Annotated in this window: 13 protein-coding genes; 7 read left to right on the forward strand and 6 right to left on the reverse strand. The window is 62.4% G+C overall.

All coding sequences use genetic code 11. The features are described from left to right. The first annotated feature begins 49 nt into the window (after positions 1–49). The 6 genes from Q1A85_RS00710 to Q1A85_RS00735 all read left to right on the forward strand — a co-directional run bounded on the left by Q1A85_RS00710 (position 50) and on the right by Q1A85_RS00735 (position 4,791). Complete coding sequence (locus tag Q1A85_RS00710) at positions 50–976, forward strand: AEC family transporter (RefSeq protein ID WP_299684038.1); 927 nt, start codon at positions 50–52, stop codon at positions 974–976. A 96-nt stretch (positions 977–1,072) separates the two neighbouring features. After that, entirely contained in the window at positions 1,073–1,903 is an 831-nt protein-coding gene (fghA, locus tag Q1A85_RS00715; RefSeq protein ID WP_299684041.1) for an S-formylglutathione hydrolase, read from the forward strand. Further along, complete coding sequence (locus tag Q1A85_RS00720) at positions 1,900–2,349, forward strand: YaiI/YqxD family protein (RefSeq protein WP_299684043.1); 450 nt, start codon at positions 1,900–1,902, stop codon at positions 2,347–2,349. Before fghA ends, Q1A85_RS00720 begins: the two co-directional genes overlap by 4 nt. Continuing rightward, positions 2,346–2,966, forward strand: a complete 621-nt coding sequence (locus tag Q1A85_RS00725) for an HAD family phosphatase (RefSeq protein WP_299684044.1) — start codon at positions 2,346–2,348, stop codon at positions 2,964–2,966. The genes Q1A85_RS00720 and Q1A85_RS00725 overlap by 4 nt, the downstream gene beginning before the upstream one ends. 8 nt (positions 2,967–2,974) lie before the next feature. Next, positions 2,975–3,880, forward strand: coding sequence for an ornithine cyclodeaminase (locus Q1A85_RS00730; protein WP_299684045.1), 906 nt, complete (start codon positions 2,975–2,977; stop codon positions 3,878–3,880). Beyond that, positions 3,877–4,791 carry an alpha/beta hydrolase gene (locus Q1A85_RS00735; protein ID WP_299684046.1) on the forward strand — a complete coding sequence of 305 codons (915 nt, stop codon included), beginning with the start codon at positions 3,877–3,879 and terminating at the stop codon, positions 4,789–4,791. The genes Q1A85_RS00730 and Q1A85_RS00735 overlap by 4 nt, the downstream gene beginning before the upstream one ends. Here Q1A85_RS00735 and Q1A85_RS00740 read toward each other — a convergent pair. After that, positions 4,788–6,029: an MFS transporter gene (locus tag Q1A85_RS00740; RefSeq protein ID WP_299684047.1), complete on the reverse strand. Its 1,242-nt coding sequence runs from the start codon at positions 6,027–6,029 to the stop codon at positions 4,788–4,790. The genes Q1A85_RS00735 and Q1A85_RS00740 overlap by 4 nt on opposite strands. Before the next feature lie 135 nt (positions 6,030–6,164). Here Q1A85_RS00740 and zapE point away from each other — a divergent pair, with 135 nt between their 5' ends. Further along, positions 6,165–7,220: a cell division protein ZapE gene (zapE, locus tag Q1A85_RS00745; RefSeq protein ID WP_299684048.1), complete on the forward strand. Its 1,056-nt coding sequence runs from the start codon at positions 6,165–6,167 to the stop codon at positions 7,218–7,220. On the opposite strand, the gene Q1A85_RS00750 is transcribed toward zapE, so the two are convergent. The 5 genes from Q1A85_RS00750 to Q1A85_RS00770 form a co-directional block, all read right to left on the reverse strand. Then, positions 7,217–7,783 (reverse strand): hypothetical protein, encoded by a 567-nt coding sequence (locus Q1A85_RS00750; protein WP_299684049.1) that lies wholly within the window; start codon positions 7,781–7,783, stop codon positions 7,217–7,219. The genes zapE and Q1A85_RS00750 overlap by 4 nt on opposite strands. A 213-nt stretch (positions 7,784–7,996) precedes the next feature. Further along, complete coding sequence (locus Q1A85_RS00755; protein ID WP_299684050.1) at positions 7,997–9,277, reverse strand: folylpolyglutamate synthase/dihydrofolate synthase family protein; 1,281 nt, start codon at positions 9,275–9,277, stop codon at positions 7,997–7,999. Beyond that, entirely contained in the window at positions 9,274–10,209 is a 936-nt protein-coding gene (gene accD, locus Q1A85_RS00760; RefSeq protein ID WP_299684051.1) for an acetyl-CoA carboxylase, carboxyltransferase subunit beta, read from the reverse strand. The genes Q1A85_RS00755 and accD overlap by 4 nt, the downstream gene beginning before the upstream one ends. 57 nt (positions 10,210–10,266) lie before the next feature. Further along, entirely contained in the window at positions 10,267–11,172 is a 906-nt protein-coding gene (locus Q1A85_RS00765) for a CPBP family intramembrane glutamic endopeptidase (RefSeq protein WP_299684052.1), read from the reverse strand. After that, entirely contained in the window at positions 11,169–14,252 is a 3,084-nt protein-coding gene (locus tag Q1A85_RS00770; RefSeq protein ID WP_299684053.1) for an ABC transporter transmembrane domain-containing protein, read from the reverse strand. Before Q1A85_RS00770 ends, Q1A85_RS00765 begins: the two co-directional genes overlap by 4 nt. Positions 14,253–14,396 lie beyond the last annotated feature (144 nt).

Below are 14,396 nucleotides of genomic sequence, written 5' to 3' on the forward strand. Positions count from 1 at the left end.
CGGGCACACCCGCATGGACGCGCGCCACCACACGGGCTAAGTCTGGGCCATGCTGCCGATCCTCTTCAAAACCTTGCCCTTTTTCGTGTTGATTGGTCTGGGATACACGGCAGGGCGCACCCGGTTTTTTACCCAAGAGGCGACCGCCGCCCTTACCAAATTCGTCTTCTACTTCGCGCTGCCCGCGATGCTGTTCCGCTTTGCCGCAACGCTCGACATCGCGCAGATCTGGGACGGCCCGCTGGCCGCCGCTTACCTCAGCGGCACAATCGCCGTCTACCTGATGGCCACAGCCGTGGGCTGGCTGCGCCGCCTCGACATCCCCACAAACGCGGTCGAAGCACAATGCAGCGTGATCGGCAATGTGGGTTTTCTCGGCCTGCCCATGCTGGCGGTCCTGCTGGGCGAGGCGGCGGTGGCGCCAATGATCCTGATCCTGTCCATCGACCTGATCGTGTTTTCCAGCCTCATTGTCATCCTCATCACCGGCAGCCGCGATGGCCGGGTGTCCCTGTCGATTCTGCGCACCATCGGTCTGGGCCTTGTCCGGAACCCCATGATCATGGCAATCACAAGCGGCCTGCTCTGGTCCGCCGCAGGCTGGCCGATCCCTGCACCGGCCAATGATTTCCTGCTGATCCTCGGCGCCGCCGCGACCCCCGGCGCGCTGTTTGCCATTGGCGCATCGCTCGCCTCCAAAAACGCCGAGCGCATCGAAATCGCGGGCTGGCTCAGCTTTGCCAAACTGATCCTGCACCCCGCTGCCGTCGCCTTTACCGCTTATGCCCTGTTCCCGGTCACACCGTTCGCCTTTGCCGTTGTTGTCGCCTGCGCCGCCATGCCGGTGGCGGGCAATGTCTATATTCTGGCGCAGCACTACGGCGTCGCTCCGCAACGCGTCTCCGCGTCCATCCTGCTGTCGACCGCGCTCAGCGTGATCACACTCACAGCGGTCATCGGCTGGGTAAGCCCCTGATCTTCTTCTCTTGAAAAATACTCCCGCCGGAGGCGTCCGCCGCTTGCCCCAAAGGCCGACGCCCGCTAGCGATGAACCAACCTCAGGAGGATGCCCATGCAAACCGAATCCGAAAACGCCTGCTTCGGCGGCACCCAAGGTGTCTACACCCACGCCTCCACCGCCTGCGGCTGCGATATGACCTTTGGCCTGTTCCTGCCCGAAGAGGCGCAAGACGGACCCGTGCCCCTGCTCTGGTATCTGTCGGGCCTCACCTGCACCCACGAAAACGCCATGACCAAGGCAGGCGCACAGACCTGGGCGGCGGACCACGGCATAGCGCTCTGTTTCCCAGACACATCGCCCCGTGGCGACGCAGCCGCAGATGATGAGGCTTATGATCTGGGCAAAGGCGCGGGCTTTTACGTCAATGCCACCGAAACACCATGGGCACCGCATTACCGCATGTGGGATTACGTGATGGACGAACTGCCCGTCCTGCTCGAACGGAACTTCTCCATCGACCCGGAACGGCAGGCAATCACCGGTCACTCAATGGGGGGACACGGTGCGCTGACCATGGCCATGGCAGCGCCGGACCGGTTCCGCTCTGTCTCGGCCTTTGCGCCCATCGCCAACCCCACGTCCAGCGATTGGGGCCGCAAGCAACTGACCGCGTATCTCGGCACCAACGAAGATCTCTGGTCGCCCCACGATGCCACTTTGTGTATGCGCAACAAGGGCTTCGACGGTCCCATCCTGATCGACCAAGGGGCCAGCGACCAATTCCTTGACCTGCTGAAACCCGAAAGCCTCGTCGAAGCCGCCGCTGCGCGCCGCCAGCAGATCACCTTCCGGATGCAGCCGGGCTATGACCACAGCTATTTCTTTGTGAGCACGTTCATGGAGGATCACGTGGCCTTCCATGCCGAGGCGCTCTACCGGTGACGACTCTCTATATCGACGCCGATGCCTGCCCGGTCAAAGCGGAAGCGGAAAAGGTCGCCACGCGCCACAAGGTGCCCATGAAAGTCGTCTCCAACGGCGGCCTGCGGCCCTCGCAGAACCCGCTGGTGGAAACCGTGATCGTGGCAGAAGGTCCCGACATTGCCGACATGTGGATCGCCGACCGCGCGAGGATGGGCGACGTCGTGGTCACAGGTGACATCCCGCTGGCCGCCAGATGCGTGGAGGCGGGCGCGCGTGTGCTCAAACACAATGGCGAAGCGTTGACGCAGGCCAATATCGGCAACGTGCTCGCCACCCGCGACCTGATGAGCGACCTGCGCGCCGCCGACCCGTTTCGGCAGGGCGGCGGCAAGGGCTTTACCAAGGCCGACAGATCGCGTTTTCTGGACGCACTGGAACGGGAACTGAGGGCCGCCAAGCGATGACGATCAAAGCAGTGGTGTTCGACATCGGCAATGTGCTGATCGAATGGCAACCCGAACGGTTCTACGACAGCGTGATTGGCAAGGACCGCCGCCGTGCGATGTTCGACGCCGTCGACCTGCACGGCATGAACGAGCTTGTGGACCTCGGCCATCCATTCACCGAAACAATCTATGCCACAGCCGAGAAGTATCCCGACTGGCGCGACGAAATCCGCATGTGGCACGACCGCTGGATCGAAATGGCATCACCCGCAATCGACCATTCCGTCCGCCTGATGAACGCATTGCAGGCCAAAGGCACGCCAGTGTTCTCGCTGACGAATTTCGGCGTCGGCAGCTATGATTTTGCGGCCACGCACTATGACTTTTTGCGTCAGTTCGACCGGGACTTTATCTCGGGTCATATGCAAGTGACCAAACCCAGCACCCGCATCTACGAAATGCTGGAACAGGCCAGCGGCCTCTCCGGCGAGGCCCTGATCTTTGCCGATGACCGCGCGGACAATATCGCCGCAGCGCAGGCGCGCGGCTGGCGCACGCATCTGTTCGACGGGCCGCAGGGCTGGGCCGACCGTCTTGTGGCCGAAGAGCTGCTCAGCAGCGATGAGGCCCGGTAGAGCGCACGATGACCCCGCCCTTCATCCCCTTCAAAGCAGGCGAGGCGGTCCTCGACTGGATCGGCCTGTCGGACGCGCTGGCCGCAGGACACAAAGGCGCCCGCGCGCAGATTGAAGATACATTTCTCTATCGCGGCGACGACACGATCCTGTCCCGCGCGGCGTGGATCGACGGCCTTGGTGCGCTGGTCAAAACGGCAACCATCTTTCCCGACAATGTCGACGTGCCGACCATCAATGGCGGCGTGTCGCTCTTTGACGACGCGGACGGCACCCTTGCCGCCAATATCGACTTCCATCTGGTGACCAAGTGGAAAACCGCCGCCGACAGCCTGCTTGCAGCACGGCGGCTCGCCCCAGCGGGCGCGCAGCGCATTCTGATCGTCGGCGCGGGCACGGTCGCCCGGTCGATCCGCGAAGCGTTTGGGGCAGGCTTTCCCGACGCGCAGTTCCATATCTGGAACCGCAGCAATCATCGTGCAACACAACTGGCCACCACATGGCCCGACCTGCGGGTCGAAGACGACCTCGAAACCGCGGTCCGTGCGGCAGACATCATTGTGGGCTGCACCCGCACAACCGATCCGTGGTTACAGGGTGACTGGCTCCGCCCCGGACAGCACGTGAACCTGATTGGCGCCTACCGCCCCGACATGCGCGAGGCGGACGACGAAGCAGTCCGGCGCGCGCACCTCTATGTCGACAGCATCGACACAACTGTGGGGCATATCGGTGAGCTCAAAATCCCGCTGGAGGCCGGCACCATCACCCACGACCAGATCAGGGCTGATTTCTACGACTTGGACGCCTTCGCCCCCGATCCAGAGGGCATAACGCTGTTCAAGAACGGCGGCGGCGCGCATCTGGACCTGATGACCTGCCGCTACATCCTTGATCGGTGGCAGGCGCAATGATCTGGGCTGTCGTCATCCTGCTGGGCCTGATCGCCACGCCCCTGACGATCGAGGCCATGCGGACCTCCATGTCCGAAGACCGGCAACAAGAGGCGCCGGGCCAGATCGCCCTGCTGTCGCAGGGGCGCACGCATTACGAATGGCTGGGTCCGGATCGCGGGCCGGTTGCCGTCTGCATCCACGGGCTGACCACACCGTCCTTTGTCTGGCGCGGCATGGCCAAGGGGTTGGCCCTGATGGGGTTCCGCGTGCTGGTGTACGACCACTACGGACGCGGCTATTCGGAAACGGTGCTGGGGCGGCAGGATGCAGCGTTTTTCCTGACGCAGTACAATGATCTGCTGGCCTATGAGAACGTGACCGAACCGGTCACGCTGCTGGGGTATTCCATGGGCGGTGCGATTGCCGCCCACGTGGCCGCCAGTCAACCTGCGCGCGTCAAACAGCTTATCCTGCTGGCACCCGCAGGTATGACAGAACTGATCAACGGGCGGCTCAAGGCCACCCGCGACCTGCCAGTGATCGGTGACTGGCTGTTCCTTGCCACATATCCATTCATCCTGCGCAAAGGCATCAGCGCCGAAGCGGGCGTGCCCGGATCGGTCGAAAACATCACCGCCTTGCAGCGGCGCGAAACGGACCGGCGCGGGTACTTCCCGGCGGTCCTGTCCAGCCTGCGCGGAGTCCTGCGCCACCCGGTAGAGGCGGAACATGCCGCAATTGCCGCGGCCCAAGTCCCCACGCTCGCCGTGTGGGGCGCCGATGACGACGTGATCCCGCTCAACAGCAAAGACGTGCTGGCACAGTGGAACCCCAACGCGCGGCAAACCGTGATTGACGGTGCGGGCCACGGGCTGACCTATACCCATACCGATCAGGTGCTTGAGGCGATCCGCGCGTCGCGCGGTTAGGCCGCCACCGTCCGGCCAAGGGGTTTTTCGCGGATGGGCAGATGCACCAAGGCGCTGAACGCACCCACGGCAACCCCGATCCACCACACCTGCTCGTAAGAACCATAAAGGTCATACATCCGTCCTCCCAGCCAAACGCCAAGGAACGACCCCATCTGATGACTGAAAAACACGATACCATAGAGCGTGCCCATATAGCGCAGCCCGTAAATATGCGCGACCAAACCACTGGTCAGCGGCACCGTGGCCAGCCATAGCGACCCCATCGCGACGGAAAACAGGATCACCGTCTCGGGCGTCATGGGAAAGAGAATGAACAGCGCCGCAACCAGTGTCCGCGCCGTGTAAATGCCCGCCAGCAGGTACTTTTTGGCATAGCGCTTGCCAGCCCACCCAGCGGCCAGCGTGCCTGCGATATTGGCAAGTCCGATCAATGAGATCGCCCAAGCCCCAAGTGCTGACGTCGTTGTAATTCCCATATTGTGCAGCATACTGCCCGGCACGATGGGTCCGCACACCTCTGTCACGAAAGCCGGGAAATGGGCCGTGACAAAGGCCAGTTGATAGCCGCACGAGAAAAAGCCCAGAAAGATCAGCGTATAGGACGGATCCTTGAACGCCTTGACCAGAATCTGGCCCATGCTCTCTTCCAACTCGGCCTTGGACGCCATTGCAGGTGCGCGCATCAGGGGCAGCGTCAGGATCAGGGCGAGGATCACAGCGGCAAAGATCAGAAACACGGTCTGCCAACTCATCAGCGTCAGCATCCATTCCGCCATCGGTGCGCCAAAGACCTGACCGGCAGACCCGGCGGCGGTTGCAATCGCAAGGCTCATGGAACGGTTGTCATCCGATGACGCACGGCCCACTACGGCAAGGATCACGCCAAAGCCGGTGCCCGCAATGCCGAACCCCACCAGCCACGCATATAGCTGGTGTTCCAGGGGCGTGACGGAATAGGCCGACAGCACCATGCCAGCAGCATAGACAATAGCACCAATGATGATCGCCTTGCGATCACCGATCTTTTCGGCAATCGCACCGAAAATGGGCTGCCCGATCCCCCACGCAAGGTTCTGGATCGCGATGGCCAGTGAAAACTCTGTGCGGAGCCAGTCAAACTCTTCCGCAATGGGAATCTGGAACACCCCAAAGGATGCGCGCACGGCAAAGCTGATCATGATGATGAAGGACCCCACGATCAAAACCGGGGTCATCAGGGATGCGCGAGCCTGCATGGGACATCTCCGTTGTGCCTTGTTGACACTACGGGTCGCAGACGGCGGGTCAAATCAGGATTTCTGTAGCGTGCACAACAAAAACTGATCCGCCGCTTAACAAGTCCGACCATGCGCGCTAGGACGGAAACGCCCATGACCGATTTGATCACTGAATATCAAACGCTTGCCGCCGCTGGCACGCTTCAGGCAGACCCGGCACAAGAGGCCGTGCTGCCCGAGTTTGAACGCATCCGTTCGGCCCTCGCGGCGCCGGTCAAACGCGGGCTGTTCCGAAAGGCCCCCGAAGCGCCCAAGGGCCTTTATCTGTGGGGCGGTGTCGGGCGTGGGAAATCCATGTTGATGGATTTCTTTGTCTCCCATGTCGAGGTGCCCGTGCGCCGGGTGCATTTCCACGCCTTCATGCAGGAAATCCACGCGGCCATGCACGCCGCGCGCCAGACCGGCGTCGAAGACGCCATTGCACCGGTCGCCGCGGATGTTGCCGCCTCTGTGCGCTTGCTGGCCTTTGACGAAATGCAAATCAGCGATATCACCGATGCGATGATCGTGGGCAGATTGTTCGAGGCGCTGTTTGCCGCTGGCGTCGTGGTGGTCACCACATCAAACCGGGTGCCCGATGACCTTTACAAGGACGGTCTGAACCGGCAGCTGTTTCTGCCGTTCATCGACCTTTTGAAAGAACGTATGGTGGTGTGGGAACTGGCCTCGCCCACCGACTACCGGCAGGACAGGCTGGCCGGTGCGCCCACCTATTTCACACCACACAATGCCGACGCGCGGACACAGATGGACGCCATCTGGGCCGACCTCGCAGGCGGCGCAGACAGCCAGCTTGACCTCACGGTGAACAGCCGCACTGTCACCCTGCCCCGGTTCCGCAATGGGGTCGGCCGAGCGAGCTTTTTCGACCTGTGCGCCAAGCCGCTGGGCCCTGCCGACTATCTTGCCATCGCGGAGGCCTGCAAGGTTCTGATGATCGACGACATCCCTTGCCTGAGCCGCAGCAATTTCAACGAGGCCAAGCGCTTTGTCACCCTGATCGACGCGCTGTACGAGGCGCGCGTGCGGCTGATATGCTCTGCTGCTGCGGTGCCAGAGATGCTGTACCTCGAAGGCGAAGGGACGTTCGAATTTGAACGCACCGCCTCGCGCCTGCGCGAAATGCAAAGTGAGGGTTGGGGCGCCTAGCTGCGTGCGGCGCGCACCATGGCCTGCAACAGGCTGTTCGTGTCCATCCGGCCCGTGGGCAACACCAGCGCATAAGGCGGCGTGAATTCCCCCCGTGCCGCTGCGGTATTCAGCAGCGCGTCGATATAGGCGTCGGATTTCTGGTTGGACAGCGATGCCACCAGCAGCGCATGAAGCCGGTCACCCCGCCGCACCGGATAGCCGAAACCGCCCAGCACGTTGCGCGCCAAAAGCGGCAGATCGTCAGGCCCCGCGCCCGTGCTGCCCGCCAATTGCCGCAGAACATCGCTGGCTTCGCTCGACCTGACGGCCTGACGCAATTCCAGCAGCGACGCATCCGCCCGCGTCACCTCTTGTTCCACGACCAGAACGGGTTGCGGTTCCGGCGCTGGCGCAATTGCGATTTGCTCTGTCGGCACCACCGGCTCTGGCGGTGTGGCGGCTGCCAAAACCTGTTCCACAGGTGGTGCGGGTTCAGGCGTCGCCTCGGTCAACCAAGGCGGTGCCGGTTGCGGTCGCGGCTGCATCGCAACAAGCGCAACCGTGACCACGAGAAAGGTCATTATGACCAATAAAATTGTGATTTTCGCCGATGACACGGCCGTCCTCGCACCCTTTGCAGGGCGGATAACGGAACCATGCCCGGGCGCTTCGCCATCGCGCCATACCATACTGTTTCCCCCAAAAAACCCAGGCTAAATGTCTTGCCTATTGGCATAATGCGCTAAATGTAGCCCAGACTGCGCCGTTTGGTCAATATGATGCGGGGCACCATGTCAGCTGTGGTTTCTCAGGATCTGTCCCGCTAGATAAAGTGATCCACAAATCAGTACCCTAGCGTGCGGCGCCTCTGCCAAAACCGCGCGCAGCGCTGCGTCCACATCCTCTGCCGCGTGCGCGGAAACCCGCGCATCGCGGGCGGCGGCAGCAGTATCAGCCGCGCTGAGTGTGTTCGGCTCACCGGGAATCGGAACCGCGTAGATCGCCTGCGTCACCGACCCCAGAGGGGCAAAGTAGCCCCGCACGTCCTTGGTGTTGAGCATCCCGCAGATCATGTAGGTGGGCCTGTCCGGCAGGCGGCGCAACACCGCAGCCAACGCCTGCCCCGCAGCCGGATTGTGCCCGCCGTCCAGCCACAATTCCGCACCGCTGGCGGTCGCAATGTCGACAAGCGGCCCGGCCTTGAGCCGCTGCATCCGGGCGGGCCAATGGACCTGTGTCACAGCAGCCGTGCAGGCCGCCTCGTCACAGCCCAGATGGCGCAGCGCCGCCAGCGCCGCTCCGGCATTCTGGATCTGGTGATCGCCGGGCAGCACCGGGCGCGGCAGGTCGAGCAGACCGTGATCGTCCTGGTACACCATCCCGTCCCGTTCCGGCCCTGCGTGCCAGTGCTGACCATAGGCCAGCAGCGGCGCGCCAAGCGCCGTGGCCCGCGCTTCGATCACATCCATGCCCGCGTCGTCCTGCGGTCCGACGACACAAGGCACCAACCGTTTGATGATCCCCGCCTTTTCGCCCGCAATCGCGGCCAGCGTGTCACCCAGAAACGCCTCGTGATCCATGGACACCGGGGTGATGATGGTAAGCGCAGGACGGTCGATCACATTGGTCGCATCAAGCCGCCCGCCCAGCCCAACTTCAAGCAGCGTGTAATCCGCCGGGGTCCGCGCAAACGCCAACAGCGCGGCACAGGTCGTGATCTCGAAATAGGTGATGTCCGCGCCGTCATTCGCGGCATAGCATTCGTCCAGAAGTGCCGTCAGCGCGTCCTCGGAAATCAGGTCTCCGGCTAGCCTGATACGCTCGTGAAACCGTGCCAGATGGGGCGAGGTATAGGCGTGAACGCGGTGCCCCGCCGCCTCAAGGCCCGCGCGTATCATCGCCTGCGTCGACCCTTTGCCATTGGTGCCTGCGATATGGATCACGGGCGGCAGGTCATTCTGCGGGTTGCCCAGACGGTCCAGCAAGCGCCAGACACGGTCCAGCGTCAGGTCTATCACTTTGGGGTGCAGGGCCATCATCCGGGCAAGGATGACGTCCGAACCGGCTTCGCTCATGCGGGTGGTGTGCCTTGATCGTCGGGTGCCGGGGCCGGTTCAGCTTCGGCTTCGGGCGCGGGCAGATCGCCTTTGACGGCAGGTGGCAGGCCCATCAGCATCCGGGTGATGGTGATCAACTCGTCCCGCATTTCCGTACGCGATGTCACCCGGTCCAGCATTCCGTGATCCAGAAGGTATTCGGCCCGCTGGAACCCTTCGGGCAACTTTTCGCGGATCGTCTGTTCGATCACCCGCGGCCCTGCAAAGCAGATCAGCGCATTGGGTTCCGCGATATGCACATCGCCCAGCATGGCATAGCTGGCCGTGACACCGCCCGTGGTCGGATGGGTCAGCACAACGATATAGGGCAGCCCCGCCTCCTTGAGCATCTGCACCGCGACGGTCGTGCGCGGCATCTGCATCAGGCTCAGAATGCCTTCCTGCATCCGCGCGCCACCGGCGGCTGAAAACAGGATCAGCGGGCGGCGCAGTTTCACCGCCTCTTCGGCGGCGGCAATGATTGCGTTGCCCACATACATCCCCATGGACCCGGCCATGAACGAAAAATCCTGCGCCGCCGCAACAATGGGCGTGCGCCCGATTTCGCCTGCGGCGACCAGCATCGCCTCATCTTCTCCGGTCGCCTTTTGGGCGGCTTTCATCCGGTCGGGATAGCGTTTCTGATCGCGGAACTGCAACGGGTCGGCCACGGGTGCGGGCACGTCAACCTCGGTGAATATGCCGCCATCGAACAGGGCCTGAAACCGGTCGCGTGGGGTGATCCCCATGTGGTGATTGCAATTGGTGCAGACGTTCAGATTGTCGGAAAGCTCGCGGTGAAACAGCATGGTGCCGCACTCATCGCATTTGGTCCACAGATTGTCCGGGGTCTCTCGCCGCGAAAAGATCGAATTGATCCGGGGCCGGACATAGTTGGTGATCCAGTTCATATGCTCATCCGCTTAACGTCGCTTGGCCCAGATAATCGGGGTGGCGCACAATTGCAATCAGCGCCGGATGGCCAGCCGTGCCGCCAGCCACGCCACCAGCATCCAACCAAGGTCCACTGGCAGCCATGCCGCCATCTGCGCCTCGTCCCCCATACCAAACGGCAAAAGGTAAAGCGCAAGGCCCGACATGTCGTCCGGCGGACTGGTCAGCAGGATGGCCTGCACGTTGTTAGAGAAATGGACCGCAATCGCCGGGCCCAAGGTGCCTGCGCGCGCCGTCAGGTCAGCCGTGACAAGGCCAAAGACCCCGGCGAACAGGGCGATGGTGAACGCGTTGGAACCGGCGCTTTCCGGGACGTAGTGCAGCGCGCCAAAGATGGCTGACGGGATGAACATCCACACAAATGGCGACGAAAACCGTGCTGCAAACTGTTGCTGGAGATAGCCGCGAAACAGGACTTCCTCGGCACTGACCTGAATCAGAACGGCGACCAACCCAAAGGGCAGCAACACCAGCCACCGGCCCAGCGCCATATTGCGTTCAAGCGGACCACCAATGTCATAGGGCGGCAGCACCCATAGTGCCGCGACCACCAGAGCCAGCACCACGGACACCGCCACGAACTGCCGCAGCGCAGGCCCCGGCGCGCCAATCAACGTCATCGGTCTGCGGCGGTGCAGCACCACGCAGACCATCGCGGCAGCCACACCCAGCAACCCCAGTTGCAACAGGAAAAACAGCACCGCCCCGGCGGTCAGGCCAAGCGGTCCGTCTGACTGGATTTCACGGGCAAGCTCCGGCCCCATCAGGTTTATCGCGGTGCCGAACACCATCTGGCTGAGCATCAGGAAAAACGCCGCCACCAACACGATGCCAAAGGGGATGCGCCACGCCTGTGCCTTGGCCCGCGCCGGGGCGACAAAGGTCGCGTGCGCCGTGTAATCCAGCCGCCAGATGCTCATCGGTCGATCGGCTCAGGCACGTGGTCCTGCTCGTCCTGCGGGATTTCGACATTGGCCTGCCGCAGCAACTCGGCAACACCGGTCAGGTGGCTCGATACGGTCTGCAACATGCTCAGCAAGACGCTGGTGTCGTTCTCAAGGACGGCCTTGAACTCAACCGCGCCGATGCGCAGAAACGTCACTTCGGTCTGCGCGGTCAGGTGCAGGTTACGCGGATCGTCAAGGATGATGGCCAGATCGCCAATCAGGCGTCCGGGTTCGACCGTCGTCACCACACGTTCTTTGCAATCGGGCGTGTCAAAGGACAGCTCCGCCGTGCCCGACACACACAGATAAGCCGCGTCGGGCTTGTCCCCCATGGAAAAGACGCGCTGCCCCGGATCAGCCCGATACCACTGCGCGGCAAAGGCCAGCAGCCGCTGGTTGCGCATGTTCAAACCGCCAAACAGGTCGGTGCGCGCGATGGCACGCAGCTTGCGGTTCAGATCGTCCGATTCCGCGTCGTCGTCGTGGACCTGCACACCGTCGATCCGCCCATCCACGATCTCGACAAACAGGTCATATGCATCCGGGTCGTTAAAGCTTTCTTCGAGGAAAATCAGCGTACTGTCGGGCAGCAGGTCGTGCAGCGCACCGCGCGTCCGCTCGCGCAGTTCGGCGCCGTGGCTGGCCAGCGCACGGTCCAGCACCATAATGTCGGGCCGCTTGATCCCCGCGCGCGAGAACGCCGCGCGTTCATGGAAAATCGTTGGCAGGTTGGTGCCGCCGATCCCCGTTGGCAGGTCAAAGATCGTCTCGGCCACAAGGCGGCGCAGGTCCTTGCGCTTGAGCAGGTCGGCCACAAGGTCTTCAATCACTTCGGATTTGGCCCCCGCCACCATGGAAATCCGGCCATACAGCGCGTTTTCGAGGATCGTCAGCCGCGGCAAGTAATTGTCAGGCGTGATCGGCACGAACATCTCTTCGACCGCGGCCCGCATGATGACGCCATTGGTCTGCCGGATTTTGACGATCTCGGCCTTGAAACTGTCGGGGAAGGCCGGGCCAATCTGTTCGGCGGTAAAGGCAAAGGGCACCGTCAGCAGCAGCGCAAATTCTTCGTCCGATAGGGCCACGTCGCCCTTTTCCCGCCGCCTTGCCGCGATGTCGACCAACTGTTCATACAGCTCTTCGTCGATGTTGAGCGCGGTAAACAGCGGGTGGCTGGTGCCGTCTGTGCCAAAGGTCTGGTGCAGCGTCTCGATCAACGTCTGAGAGATCGCGATGCCCTGTTCAGCGATGCCGTGCTCAAAGAGCAGGCTGAGAAAACCCGCCTGCGTGGCCAGCCCCTGCTGGCTGATGTCGATGCGCGGCGCGGCAAACAGGAGGTTGCCGCCCAGCGGAACGGCCGGGTTGAATTCATCGGGGTCGAACCGATGCACGAGGTCGGCAACACCGTTCTCGTCCAGCAGCGTCGCAACCTCCGGGCGCAGTTCCACGATGGCCTGCGCGAGGTTTGGGTATCTGGTGACGTCAATGCGGCTGTTAAGCATCCGGCGGAACATGAATTCGTCAATGCCCATGGCCTGTACCAGTTCAAACCACCATTTGCGCACCTCGTCCTCGGACCCAAGGCCCGCCAGCGTGGGGTCGATCCAATCGGCGTCCACGCGGTCCGGGCTGTTGCCCGACCGGGCCGCCTCGGTGCCAAAGCGGTCGCGTCCCGCCTTGTCCCACGGCACCGTTTTCGGGTTTGTCATCAACGGCATCATCAGGTTGCTGCCCAGCGTTCCGTCAAACAGATACGGGCGCGACTGCGCGTACCCGATGCGCGCCGACACCACGGCCTGATGCAGTTTGGTCAGGTCATGGCCCGCAACGGTGATGTGGCCGCGGGTGGGCAACACCTCGCGCGTCAAAAGCTCGGCCAAGGCGGTGCGCTCGGTCTGGTTCTTGACCTGTATCGCGACCCGGCTGCCTGCCGGTATCTCAAGCGAGATGCCTTCGAGCACCGGCGTGTTGTCCGCGTTGCGCACTGTCACATTGTCCAGCACGATATCGCCCAGCAGATGCGGCACGACGTCGGGCTGCCCTTCGAACAGCGCCTCGTCGATCATGTCGCGGGGGGCGAACCGTTCGGTCACGATCTCCCAGCGCAACGCCATGTCCTGCGTCTGGTTGTAGTAGGTCAGCAGCTCTTTCCACGGGCTGGACAGGTCTTTGTACGCCGCCAGCGCAGCCACCAGCGCGCCCACGGTGATATCGCCGCGAATGGCCAGCACCCCGCCCACTGAATAAAAGAAAAACGGCGTCAGCTGCGTGATGAAGTTGTTGAGGAACTTCATAAAGAATTTTTGCTGATAGATTTTGAACCGCAGTTCAAAGATATGGCTCAGCCGGTCGGTGAACTGTGCCAGCCGGTAGCGCAGGCCGCCATTTGTACGCAGGTCGGAAATGCCCGCCGCGCTTTCGCCGATCTCGGCAGAAAAGGCGCGCACCTGTTTGATCCGGTCCTTGTTCAGCAGGTTGATGCGCCGTTGCAGGATCGGGATGATCCACGCCTGAAGCGGGATCAGCGCAATGCCCGCCAGCCCAAACCACACCGATTGCAGAAACAGGAACACAACGATGATCAGCATCTGGCCCGCCTGAAACACCGGCTGCGCCACCATATCGCCCATCAAGCCGCCCATCGGCTCGGCCTCGGAGGTGACCATGCTCACCAACTCGCCCTGGCTGGTCGAGCGGAAATAGTTGCGCGGAAAGCGCAACATGCGGCTGATCAACTGGAACCGAAACCGGCGCAGCAGGCGCTCTGCGGTGACGCCTTTCATGGTGTTCAGCCGCATTTTCAGCAGCCCGTGCGCCAGCACCGCACCCAGATAGCCAAAGCACAGCGCCAGCAGGAATTGCACCTGGCTCAGCTGAAAACCCCAGACATTTATGATGTCATTTGACGCGCCAATGGCGTCGTTGATGATCCGCTTGGGCAGTTCGAGCGTCGCGTAAAGGAAGGGGAACGTGACGATGGTCAGGGCAAGCAGCATCAGCTGATCGCGTTTCGAATGCTTCCAGATGAAAGCGAATAGGCTGGAATCCATGGTGCGTCCCGCTTGGGGCAGCGTTACAAAAATGGGCTGGGGCGATGCCCCTGTGCTGCGCCGTTTGGCAAACCTAGGACCGCGCTGAGTGCATTACAACCGGCAGCGCGCTTGCAGGGGGCCGGACCAAAAGCTATTGCGGTG

The sequence above is a fragment of the uncultured Tateyamaria sp. genome (assembly GCF_947503385.1).
GTDB lineage: Bacteria > Pseudomonadota > Alphaproteobacteria > Rhodobacterales > Rhodobacteraceae > Tateyamaria.

Bases quoted from the DNA above. Each gene is read 5' to 3' on its own strand.
- fghA (WP_299684041.1), top strand. From the start codon at position 1,073: ATGCAAACCGAATCCGAAAACGCCTGCTTCGGCGGCACCCAAGGTGTC.
- Q1A85_RS00765 (WP_299684052.1), bottom strand. From the start codon at position 11,172: ATGAGCATCTGGCGGCTGGATTACACGGCGCACGCGACCTTTGTCGCC.
- Q1A85_RS00730 (WP_299684045.1), top strand. From the start codon at position 2,975: ATGACCCCGCCCTTCATCCCCTTCAAAGCAGGCGAGGCGGTCCTCGAC.
- zapE (WP_299684048.1), top strand. From the start codon at position 6,165: ATGACCGATTTGATCACTGAATATCAAACGCTTGCCGCCGCTGGCACG.
- Q1A85_RS00725 (WP_299684044.1), top strand. From the start codon at position 2,346: ATGACGATCAAAGCAGTGGTGTTCGACATCGGCAATGTGCTGATCGAA.
- Q1A85_RS00735 (WP_299684046.1), top strand. From the start codon at position 3,877: ATGATCTGGGCTGTCGTCATCCTGCTGGGCCTGATCGCCACGCCCCTG.
- Q1A85_RS00750 (WP_299684049.1), bottom strand. From the start codon at position 7,783: ATGACCTTTCTCGTGGTCACGGTTGCGCTTGTTGCGATGCAGCCGCGA.
- Q1A85_RS00740 (WP_299684047.1), bottom strand. From the start codon at position 6,029: ATGCAGGCTCGCGCATCCCTGATGACCCCGGTTTTGATCGTGGGGTCC.
- accD (WP_299684051.1), bottom strand. From the start codon at position 10,209: ATGAACTGGATCACCAACTATGTCCGGCCCCGGATCAATTCGATCTTT.
- Q1A85_RS00770 (WP_299684053.1), bottom strand. From the start codon at position 14,252: ATGGATTCCAGCCTATTCGCTTTCATCTGGAAGCATTCGAAACGCGAT.
- Q1A85_RS00755 (WP_299684050.1), bottom strand. From the start codon at position 9,277: ATGAGCGAAGCCGGTTCGGACGTCATCCTTGCCCGGATGATGGCCCTG.
- Q1A85_RS00710 (WP_299684038.1), top strand. From the start codon at position 50: ATGCTGCCGATCCTCTTCAAAACCTTGCCCTTTTTCGTGTTGATTGGT.